Source organism: Streptomyces thermoalcalitolerans (assembly GCF_039525155.1).
Lineage (GTDB): Bacteria > Actinomycetota > Actinomycetes > Streptomycetales > Streptomycetaceae > Streptomyces > Streptomyces thermovulgaris.
In genome coordinates, this window is the sequence record NZ_BAAAHG010000031.1 from 63,072 (window position 1) to 73,977 (window position 10,906).

The following is a 10,906-nucleotide window of genomic DNA, read 5'->3' on the forward strand; positions in this document are numbered from 1 at the left end:
GTGGCGCACCGCACCCGGGTCCTATCCGACGCGTATGCCCACGACGCAGGTGTCGTCGTCCGTGTCCGACCTGCTGTGGGTCAGCAGGAGGTCCAACTGCTGGTCGAGGGTCCGGGGCGCGCTGCCGGCCATGGCGAGCAGATGGGTCAGCGACTCCTCCACGGGACGGCCCCGGCGCTCGATCAGGCCGTCGGTGTACATCAGCAGCGTGTCCCCCGGCGCGAACCGCACCTCGGCCTCCTCGTAGCCGGCCTCCGGTGCGGCACCCAGCAGCATGCCCTTGATCAGTGGCAGCGTCGCCGCCTCGCGGCCGCGGACCGTCACGGGCGGCAGATGGCCCGCCCGCGCCCAGCGCAGCGTGCGCCGCCGGGGGTCGTACAGCGCGCAGACCGCGGTCGCGGTGACGGCACCGGTCAGGTGGTGCGCCACGGTGTTCAGCCACGACAGCAGCCGGCCCGGCCCGGCCCCGGTCACGGCGAGCCCCCGCAGCGCGTTGCGCAGCACCACCATGCTGGTCGCGGCCTCGATGCCGTGACCGGCCACGTCGCCCACGCTCAGCAGCACCAGTCCCGAGGGCAGCACCACGGCGTCGTACCAGTCGCCGCCCACCAGGTGCTCGGTCTCCGCCGGCCGGTAGCGCACGGCCACCTCCAGGCCCGGCACCCGCAGCGGTGCCTGGGCCGGCGGCATGATGGCGCGCTGCAGCTGCAGGGCCAGCCGGCTGCGTTCGGTGGCCTGCTGCTCGGTGTGGGCCAGCCGGTCCCGGGTGGCGGCCAGCGCCACCTCCGTCCAGTGCTGGGCGGAGATGTCCTGGCAGGCCCCGCGGACGGCGAACGGACGGCCGTCGGTGTCCAGCACCGGCTCGGCGACCACCCGGATGTGCCGGGTCACCCCGTCGGGCCGCTGCAGCCGGAAGGCGGCCGAGGCCGGCCGGCGGTGGTGCAGCAGGGTGCGCAGGAACCGGCCGATGGCCACGGCGTCGTCCGGGTGCGCGTGCGCCGGCAGCTCCTCCAGCGGCACCGGGGCACGGCCACAGAGGTGGTACAGCTCGTCGTTCCAGGTGATCTCACCCGTCAGCAGGTTCTCCTCGAACCCGCCGATCCGGCCCAGCCGCTGCGTGTGCTGGAGCAGGCCGGCCAGCCGGGCCGTCTCGTCCTCGATGCGCCAGATCAGCAGCACGCCGTCGCCGTGCCGGCTGATGCTGATGTCCGCGACCGCCGACAGCGGCGCCTGGTCCACCAGCGCGGTCAGCCGCATGCGGTGCGCCCGGAACGGCTCACCGGTGGCGTACACCCGCTCCACCCGCTGGAACAGCTCGCTCCTCCCGGCGGACATCGGGTAGGCCTCCAGCAGCAGCGCGCCGTTGATCATCGCACGGGGACGGCCGGCCGGGTCGAGGAAACGGCTGTTGACGTGCTGGATGCGGAAGTCCACCAGCTGCCCCGAGCCGTCGAGGTGCGGCACGAGCACCAGGGCCGGGTCGTGCAGTCCGTCGGCCAGGTCCATCAGCCCGGCCGTGTCCGGCGGCACCCGCGGCTCCTGGCCGGGGGCCCGGTGCGGCGGGTGCGTGTCCAGGGTGTGCGCGCACAGCTCGGCCAGGGCCTCCACCTGGCGTACGACCTGCGGCGGCTGCGGCGGGAGCGGCTGTGGCCAGGCGATCTCCAGGACGCCGTGGATGCGGCCCCCGGTGCCGGCCGGCACCGCCACCCGGCCGCCGTCCGGGTGCACATGCCGGCCGATGGTGGGCAGGCCGGTCCCGGCGAGCGAGGAGAACCACTGGCCTGTGCGCTCGGTGAGCCCCCGGCGGGCGACGGTGGCGACCTCCGGCGGCACATACCGCCAGCGGGCGGCCTCGGCGGGGGAGAAGCCGGCGCTGCCGGCCAGGGTGAGCGAGCCGTCGGCACCCGCCGCCCAGATCGCCACCGCCACCGCGCCGAGCGGCTGCAGCGCGTGCTGCAGCAGGGAGTCGGCGACGGCCTGGGTGTCGTTCGCGGCCAGCGCCGCGCTCTCCGCGGTGCGCAGCCGCACGGCCGCGTCGCGCTCGGAGGTCTTTGCCGCGGCGGTCGGGAAGGCGTCGGTGACCTCGGTCACCCGGTCGCGGGCGGCCTGGTTGACGACCTCCGCCGCGAACTCCAGCGGGGTCACCCCGGCCTGCCCGGCCAGCTCCGTGAGCTGCCGGGCGGCCTGTGCCGGACCGCAGCCCAGACGCTCGACCAGAATGCCCTTGGCGAGTTCGATCAGGGCCCGGCCCTCGGCCTCCGCCCGTGCCGTACGGACCTCGCGGCGCAGCCGCTCCACCGTCGCGGCCAGCCTGCCGACGGGAGAGGCCGGGGAGGCGCCCGCCGGGGCCGACGGCTTCGGACGCGGCTCGGCGGCGGGCTCACGGGGCTGCTCGGTCGTGTTCACGATGCGATGAGGCTCCTCGGCTGGACGACGCTGGGGCACGGGCGTGCCGCGCGGGGCCGGCCCCGCCTTCCGGCCGGCGGGGCGGGCGCCGGCGCGCTCACGCGCTCAGCCGGCGCCGGACACAGGCGATCAGGTCGTGGGCGTCGACAGGCTTGGTGACGTAGTCGCTCGCACCCGCGGCCAGGGCCTTCTCGCGGTCTCCCGGCATCGCCTTGGCGGTGACGGCGATGATGGGCAGATCGGCGTACCGCGGCAGCTTGCGGATCTCCGCCGTGGCCGTGTACCCGTCCATCTCCGGCATCATCACGTCCATCAGCACCAGCGCGACATCGGGGTGGGCGAGCAGCGTCTCGATGCCCTTGCGCCCGTTCTCCGCGTGCAGCACCCGGAAGCCGTACATCTCCAGGATCCCGCTGAGCGCGAACAGATTGCGCGCGTCGTCGTCGACGACGAGGACGGTACGGCCCCGGAAGACGTCGTCGACGGGAGGCGCGAGATCCTGCGGGGCCTCGGGCCGGACCAGGGGCGGCACGTCCCCGGGCTCCTTCGCCGACAGGTGCAGGGCGACGCGTTCGCGCAGCTCGTCCAGGCCGGACAGGAACTCCAGGCAGCCGTTGCCCGCGTACGACCGCAGTTCCTCGGCCCGGGCCGCGTCCGGGCGGTGACCGCTGTGCACGAGCACCGGTACGCCCGCCGGCCCCGAGCCGCCCTGGAGCGCCCGCAGGAACCGCTCCGCCTCCCCCTCGGGCATGTCCAGGTCGAGAACCACGCAGTGGCACGGTCCGGCGGCCAGCGCGCCCGCCGCCTCCTGCGCCCCCACCGCGGTGACGACGTCCACCACGGGCAGTCCGCCGCCGTCGTCCGGGCCGCGCCGGGCCAGGTCCGTGACCGCGCTCTCGGCGACCAGGGTCAGCAGCCCGCGGGCCCGGCAGGGCGGCCGGGGCCGCGGAGGCGAGCTCGGCCGGCTCCTTCTGCGGGGAGTGACCGCTGCCGAGCAGCTGCTCGAAGTCGGGCCGGGCCACCGGCAGGAACAGCGTGAAGGTGCTGCCCCGGCCGGGCGCGCTGTCCACGACGACGGCACCGCCGAGCAGATGGGCGATCTCCCGGGTGATGGACAGACCGAGGCCGGTCCCGCCGTACTTGCGGCTCGTCGTGCCGTCCGCCTGCTGGAACGCGCCGAAGATCGTCTCCAGGTGCTGTTCCGGGATGCCGATGCCGGTGTCCTTCACCCGGAACGCCACCACGGCACCGCCCCGGACGACCCCCTGCGGTATCTCGTCGTCCGCCGCGGGCTCGACGCGCAGCTCGACCCTTCCCCGCTCGGTGAACTTCACCGCGTTGGACAGCAGATTGCGCAGGATCTGCCGCAGCCGGGAGTCGTCGGTGATCAGGTCGGCCGGCGCGCCCGCCGCCGTGGTCACCGCGAACTCCAGGCCCTTCTGGGTCGTCATCGGCCGGAAGGTGGCCTCGACGTACTCGATGAGCTGGCGCAGCGGCACCCGCTCCGGGCTGACGTCCATCTTGCCCGCCTCGACCTTCGACAGGTCGAGGATGTCGTTGATCAGCTGCAGCAGGTCGCTGCCCGCGGAGTGGATGATGCCCGCGTACTCCACCTGCTTGGGGGTGAGGTTGCGCGAGGGGTTCTGGGCGAGCAGCTGGGCGAGGATGAGCAGGCTGTTCAACGGGGTGCGCAGCTCATGGCTCATGTTCGCCAGGAACTCCGACTTGTACTTCGAGGCCTGCGACAACTGCTGGGCACGGGCCTCGAGTTCCTGCCGGGCCTGCTCGATCTGCAGGTTCTTCGCCTCGATGTCGCGGTTCTGCGCCGCCAGCAGCGAGGCCTTCTCCTCCAGTTCGGCGTTGGAGCGCCGCAGCTCCTCCTGCTGGGCCTGCAGCTCGGCGGAGCGGGCCTGGAGCTCGGCCGTCAGCCGCTGGGACTCCTCCAGCAGCTCGTCGGTCCGGGCGTTGGCCATGATCGTGTTGACATTGACCCCGAGGGCCTCCCGCAGCTGCTCCAGGAAGTCCCGGTGGATCGGCTTGAAGGGCGTGACCGCCGCCAGCTCGATCACTCCCAGGACCTGGTCCTCGAACAGGATCGGCAGCAGGATCAGCGAGGACGGCACGGCCCGGCCGAGGCCGGAGGAGATGGTGACGTAGTCCGGGGGCAGCTCGTCGACCGTGATGGTACGGCGGCTGCGCGCGGCCTGGCCGACCAGGGAGCGGCCGAAGGGGAAGCGGGTGGGGCGGGTGTCGTCGTCGGGACGGCCGTAGGAGGCGACGAGCCGCAGCTGGGCTCCCTGTTCGCTCTCCTCGGCGAGGTAGAAGGCGCCGTACTGGGCCGACACCAGGGGAGTGAGCTCCTCCATGATCAGCTCGGCCACGACGGGCAGGTCGCGGTGGCCCTGCATCAGGCTGGTGATCCGCGCCAGATTGGTCTTGAGCCAGTCCTGCTCCTGGTTGGCCCGGGTGGTCTCGCGCAGGGACTCCACCATGGAGTTGATGTTGTCCTTGAGCTCGGCGACCTCGCCGGAGGCCTCCACGGTGATCGACCGGGTCAGATCGCCCTCGGCCACGGCGCTGGCCACCTCGGCGATCGCCCGCACCTGGCGGGTGAGGTTGCCGGCCAGCTCGTTGACGTTCTCCGTCAGCCGCTTCCAGGTGCCCGAGACGCCCTCCACCCGCGCCTGGCCGCCGAGGCGTCCTTCGGTGCCGACCTCGCGGGCCACCCGGGTGACCTCGTCGGCGAAGTCCGAGAGCGTGTCGACCATCGTGTTGATCACGTCGGCGAGGGCGGCGACCTCGCCCTTGGCCTCGACCGTGATCTTGCGGGACAGATCGCCGCGGGCGACGGCGGTGGCGACCTGCGCGATGGAGCGGACCTGGCCGGTGAGGTTGCTCGCCATCGAGTTGACGTTGTCGGTGAGGTCCTTCCAGGTGCCCGAGACGCCTTCCACCTTCGCCTGGCCGCCGAGGCGTCCTTCGGTGCCGACCTCGCGGGCCACCCGGGTGACCTCGTCGGCGAAGGCGGAGAGCGTGTCGACCATCGTGTTGATGGTCGTCTTCAGCTCGAGGATCTCCCCGCGGGCGTCGACGTCGATCTTCTGCGACAGATCGCCGCGGGCCACCGCGGTCGTCACCAGCGCGATGCTGCGGACCTGGCCGGTGAGGTTGCTCGCCATCGAGTTGACGTTGTCGGTGAGGTCCTTCCAGGTGCCCGAGACGCCCTCGACCTTCGCCTGGCCGCCGAGGCGTCCTTCGGTGCCGACCTCGCGGGCCACCCGGGTGACCTCGTCGGCGAAGGCGGAGAGCGTGTCGACCATCGTGTTGATGGTGTTCTTCAGCTCGAGGATCTCCCCGCGGGCGTCGACGTCGATCTTCTGCGACAGATCGCCCTTGGCCACCGCCGTGGCCACCTGGGCGATGTCACGGACCTGGGTGGTCAGGTTGCCCGCCATGGCGTTGACCGAGTCGGTCAGATCGGCCCAGGTCCCGGAGACACCGGGCACCTTCGCCTGGCCGCCGAGGCGTCCCTCGGTGCCGACCTCCCGGGCCACCCGGGTGACCTCCGAGGTGAACACGGACAGCTGGTCGACCATGCCGTTGAACACGGTCGCGATGTCGCCCATGAGCCCGTCGGCGTCCTCGGGCAGCCGTGTGCCGAAGTCGCCGTCCCGTACGGCCGTCAGACCCGCCAGGAGCTGCCTCAGCTCCCGGTCGCCCGGCACGGTGTCGACGGCCTCGGTCCTGTCGCTGGTCATGAGTACCCTCGTCCCGCTCCCAGGGAGCCCTCGGCAGTGAGGACTCGTCAACCTCGTCGGGCCGTGGCGGGCCCGTATGCGGTGCACGGGCGTTTCCGCATGTCACGGATCCGTGCACCGGCAAATACGGGGCAGGCTAACTCACGTGGACGGCACCGGACAAAGCACTGCGCCTCTGACCTCGTCCTTCCGTCGGCAGCAGCCGCCTCCGTCCCGAATGCGGCCGCCCCAGACGGGTAGGTGCTGGAGTGAGAGCCGACGGAGGGGAAGGAGCAGCGTGACCATCGACACCATCTGGTCGTATCCGCCGCACGTCGGTCCTGCCGAGGGACTGGACCTGACCGGCTTCACCGTGGTCGCTGCCGACGGCACGGTCGGCCATGTGGACAGGGAGGCCGCCCCCTTCGGGATGCGGCATCTGGTCGTGGACACCGGGGTGTGGGTGTTCGGCCAGAGCGTGCTGGTGCCGGCGGGTCTGGTGACCGGCATCGACCCGGAGGCGCGGCGCGTATCGGTGGCCTGCTCCCGGGGCGAGATCAAGGCGGCGCCGCGTTTCAGGACCGACAGCGAGACGAGGAACCGGGAGTATCTGACGCGCGTGAGGGACTACTACCACCGGCTTCCGCCCCGCGCGGCCTGACGGCGGGCGGGGCACCGTCCCGCCGTCACCGGGGCAGGTCACCAGGCAGAAAAAGGGGTGCAGGGCACCAGGTCGGAAAGGGGGAAAGGGAGGAAAAGGGGGAAGGGGGAAAGGGGCGGAAAGTCACCAGGGCAGAAAGGCGTGCACGTCCTTGCCGTGATCGTGCACGACCACACTGACCTGGTCGCACAGGGTGTGCACCAGATGCCAGCCGATGCCGCCGCTGCTGTGACTGGGGTGGAACGGGCGCGGGGCCGGCGGCGTGGTGCTGGTGTCGCTCAGCGTGATGTGCACCCCGTCGAAGGTCCGGCGCATTCTCAGCACGAAGGGACCCGGCGCGTACTGCACCGCGTTCGCCGCGAGTTCCGTGACGACCAGCAGGATGTCGTCCCAGTGTTCCGGTGCCGCCGGCAGCGAGGCCCGCGCGAGCTCGTCGAGAAACTCCTCCGCGGCGAGGCGCGCACCCGTCACATGGTGCAGCTCACCCGCGAAGCAGGCGGTGCGGCTCGGAATCTCCTCGGTGGCCAGTGTGTCGTCCCAACGCGGCTCGGTTGCCATCTCGCCTTCCCGGCCCGGTGTGAGCAGGGCGCCGTTCTTCCCTTCCCCTCCGTCCCCCCTCCGATCCCCTCCGTTCCCCTCCGTTCCCTTTTCCCTCCCCCTTCCGTCTCCCCGTGTCTTGTTCCCAGGCCCGCAGAGCCTACGCGTCCACGTCCTTCGGGCAGGGGCGCCCTGCCTCCGGAAGGGATTCCGGTGCCGCACGGGTGCCGGTCCCGGGCACCGGACGGCCGCATCACGGGTGCGTGCCCCGGAGGCCGTGGACCGTGTCCTGGAACTCCGGGCGTTCGGACGCAGCCCCGCCGCCGTCCCGTCGGCAGGACGGCGGCGGGCTCGCACAGGCGGCGCCGTCCGGGACCCGTGCCCGCCTCCCCACGGCGGCGGGGCGCTCCGTTCTGTGCTCGGCGGAGGACTCAGCGGAAGACGTTGTCGGAGTCGTCCCAGTCGGCCGTCGGGTCGTTCGCCGCGAGCCGTCGCGAAGTGCGCGTACGCGCCGCGTACATGGCGTCGATCTCGGACGCGTAGCGCTCCACTATGGCGTCCCGGCGCAGCTTCATGGACGGTGTGAGCAGCCCGCTGGCCACGTCGAAGGGCTCCGGCAGTATCCGGAAGACCCGGATGGACTCCGAGCGCGAGACGGTGCTGTTGGCCGCGGCGACCGCCCGTCCGATCTCCTCCCGCAGAGCGTTCTCCTCGCGTGCCTCACGCTCCGGCGCGTCGCCCAGCAGGGCCTGGGTCGCGCGCCAGTGCGCCAGGTAGTCCGGGTCCAGCGTGATCAGCGCCCCCACGCACGGCCGGTTGTCGCCCACGACCACCGCCTGGTGGATCAGCGGGTGCATCCGCAGACGCTGCTCCAGCGGGGCCGGGGCCACGCTCTTGCCGCCGCTGGTGACGATGACGTCCTTCTTGCGTCCGGTGATCGTCAGATAGCCGTCGGAGTCCAGATGCCCGATGTCGCCGGTGGCCAGCCAGCCGTCGCGCAGCGCGGCCCGGGTCGCGGCCTCGTCGTTCACATACCCCTGGAACACCGACGGCCCCTGCACCAGGATCTCCCCGTCGTCCGCGACCTCGATCGTCGTGCCCGGCAGGGCCTTGCCGACGGTCCCGGACTTCTCCCGGCCCAGCGGCTGCATGGTGATCCCGCCGGCGGTCTCCGTCAGCCCGTACCCGTCGTGCACATAGATGCCGATGCCCTCGAAGAACAGGGAGAGCTCACGATTGAGCGAGGAGCCGCCGGAGGTGGCGCGGACCACTCTGCCGCCCAGCGCGGCCCGCAGCTTGCGGTACACCGTCCGCTCGTACAGGGCGTGCTGCAGCCGCAGGTCGAACCCGGGACCCGGACCCCGGCCCAGCCGCTGCCGCTCCTGCGCCACGGCGAAGTCCCGCGCCGTTTCGGCCGCCCGCTCGAACAGCGCGTCGCGGCCCGCCTCCTGGAAGGAGCGCAGAAAGTTCTTGTAGATCTTCTCGAAGACGGACGGCACGGCGTAGAAGTACGTCGGCCGGAACGTCTGCAGCGCCGAGGACAGCGCCTCCTCGCCGAACTCGGGCTCGTGGCCCATCAGAAAGCCGCCGCGTATGCACAGGCCCTGGATCATCAGCCCGTACACGTGCGAGAACGGCAGGAAGGCGAGCACCGAGGGCTGCTCGCCGGGCGGCGCCGCGATGTGCCCCCAGCCCGCCAGCAGCGTGTCGCAGGGGCTCGCCAGCGCACGGTGGCTCAGCGCACAGCCCCTGGCGTGCCCCGAGGTGCCGGAGGTGTAGGCGATCACGGCGGTCGCGTCCGGCAGCACGATCCGGCGCAGCGAGTCGACAGTGGTCGGGGGAACCACGGAACCCCGTTGCGTCAGCTGCTCCAGCGCCCCGGCGTCCAGCTGCCACACATGCTGCAGCCGGGGCAGCCCCGCGCACACCGAGCCGACCGTCATGACACCCTGCTCGTCCTCGACGACGACGGCCACGCACTCGGAGTCCCGCAGGATCCACTCCACCTGGTCGCGCGAGGAGGTCGGATAGATCGGGACGACCTCCGCGCCGACCGCCCACAACGCGTAGGAGAGGACTGTCCACTCGTACCGGGTGCGGGCCATGACGGCCACCCGGTGCCCCGGTGAGATCCCGGCGGCGACCAGGCCCCTGGCCAGGTCGCTCACCTCGTCGCGCAGCTCCACGGCGGTGACCTTCTCCCACTCCGGGGAGGAGGGGTCCGTGCGGCGCGCGAGGACCGGCAGGGTGGGACGTGTCTCCGCGGTCTCGAAGACACTGTCGGCGAGCCCACCGGTCGGCGTGGCGACCGAGGACGGAGCGAGGGCGAAGTCGGGCATGCGCTGCTCCTGGGGTTTTACGGAGGGTGACCCCGCCGATGAGTACCGTTGTCGACGCGGGTCGAATGTAGCCCAGGTCAGCGCGTCGGGGCCACGCAACGGAGAAGCGACACCGTTTCGTTGGGCTTCGTTGGGCTCGTCCCGTTCGGGGGACTCGGCAGGCATGAGTTACGTCAATCCCGATCCGGAACCCGAACGGACCTCCGGGCTGGAGCCCGGGGGCGGTGTGCCGCCCGGCGAGACCCCTCCCGCCGAGAGCAGCATGCCCGAGGCGGGCCCCTACGAGAGGCACAACCCGACCAAGGGCTGGGCCAAGGCCCCGCTCACCCTGATCCTCCTCCTTGTCGTCGTGGTCGCCGCGTTCTTCCTGGCCTACGCCCTGCTCCTGATCTTCTGAAGCCGGCGGCCGCGGAACCCCGCCCGGGCGCGGTGCGCGCACGCGGGGGCGGGGCCTTTGGTGCCGCCGTCCGCTTCCCCGGCCCGCACCGCACCCGGACACCACCGCCGCGCGGCCGGTTCCACCCGTGTGCCGGGCCGCCTCCTCGCGGCGGAGGGGTACCGGCGGCCGGCCCGGGAGGGCCCGCTCAGCCGGGGTACGGCATGAGCCAGACCGTGGCCAGCGGCGGCAGCGTGAGACGAAGGCGCCCGTCCTCCGGCTTGAGCGGATCGGGGTTGGTGACACCGCTGCCGCCGTAGCGGGCCGCGTCGGTGTTGAGCACCTCGCACCAGGCGGTGACGTCGACGGGCACGTCCAGGCGGTAGCCGTCGCGGACGACCGGGGAGAAGTTCGACACCGCGAGCAGCGGGGCGCCGGCCGCGTCATGGCGCAGGAACGCGTAGACGTTGTCGTCGGCCGCGTCCACCGCCACCCAGCAAAAGCCCTCGGGCCGGGTGTCGCACTGCCACAGGGCCGGAGTGGCCCGGTAGAGCGTGTTCAGATCGCGCACCAGGTCCTGCACGCCCCGGTGGTCGCCCGCGGCGCAGTAGTCCTCGTCGAGCAGCCACCACTCGGGTCCGTGCTCCTCGGAGAACTCGCCGCCCTGGGCGAACTCCTGGCCCATGAACAGCAGTTGCTTGCCGGGATGGGCCCACATGTAGCCGAGGAAGGCGCGGTGGTTGGCGCGCCGCTGCCACCAGTCGCCGGGCATCTTCGACACCAGCGCGCCCTTGCCGTGCACCACCTCGTCGTGGGAGATCGGCAGGACGTAGTTCTCGCTGTAGGCGTA

General features: G+C 72.2%; 6 protein-coding genes and 1 pseudogene. 2 read left to right on the forward strand and 5 right to left on the reverse strand.

Annotated features, from left to right (window positions below; translation table 11 throughout):
- Positions 1 to 21 precede the first annotated feature (21 nt).
- Together ABD224_RS18320 and ABD224_RS18325 are read right to left on the reverse strand one after the other, a co-directional pair.
- Positions 22 to 2,406: a SpoIIE family protein phosphatase gene (locus tag ABD224_RS18320; RefSeq protein WP_344051115.1), complete on the reverse strand. Its 2,385-nt coding sequence runs from the start codon at positions 2,404 to 2,406 to the stop codon at positions 22 to 24.
- A gap of 97 nt (positions 2,407 to 2,503) precedes the next feature.
- Positions 2,504 to 6,164, reverse strand: a pseudogene (locus tag ABD224_RS18325) (HAMP domain-containing protein).
- 277 nt (positions 6,165 to 6,441) lie between these two features.
- Between ABD224_RS18325 and ABD224_RS18330 the strand changes: the two are divergent.
- Positions 6,442 to 6,804: a PRC-barrel domain containing protein gene (locus ABD224_RS18330; protein ID WP_344051117.1), complete on the forward strand. Its 363-nt coding sequence runs from the start codon at positions 6,442 to 6,444 to the stop codon at positions 6,802 to 6,804.
- Positions 6,805 to 6,927: 123 nt separating this feature from the next.
- On the opposite strand, the gene ABD224_RS18335 is transcribed toward ABD224_RS18330, so the two are convergent.
- Together ABD224_RS18335 and ABD224_RS18340 are read right to left on the reverse strand one after the other, a co-directional pair.
- Complete coding sequence (locus ABD224_RS18335) at positions 6,928 to 7,362, reverse strand: ATP-binding protein (RefSeq protein ID WP_344051120.1); 435 nt, start codon at positions 7,360 to 7,362, stop codon at positions 6,928 to 6,930.
- Positions 7,363 to 7,772: 410 nt separating this feature from the next.
- Entirely contained in the window at positions 7,773 to 9,680 is a 1,908-nt protein-coding gene (locus tag ABD224_RS18340) for an AMP-dependent synthetase/ligase (RefSeq protein WP_344051122.1), read from the reverse strand.
- A gap of 163 nt (positions 9,681 to 9,843) precedes the next feature.
- Between ABD224_RS18340 and ABD224_RS18345 the strand changes: the two genes are divergently transcribed.
- The gene (locus ABD224_RS18345) at positions 9,844 to 10,077 is read left to right on the forward strand and encodes a DUF6480 family protein (RefSeq protein WP_344051124.1); all 234 of its coding nucleotides are present in this window, start codon (positions 9,844 to 9,846) and stop codon (positions 10,075 to 10,077) included.
- Between the two features lie 187 nt (positions 10,078 to 10,264).
- On the opposite strand, the gene ABD224_RS18350 is transcribed toward ABD224_RS18345, so the two are convergent.
- Positions 10,265 to 10,906 (reverse strand): alpha amylase C-terminal domain-containing protein (locus tag ABD224_RS18350; protein WP_344051126.1); only part of this gene is annotated, 642 nt, incomplete at its 5' end.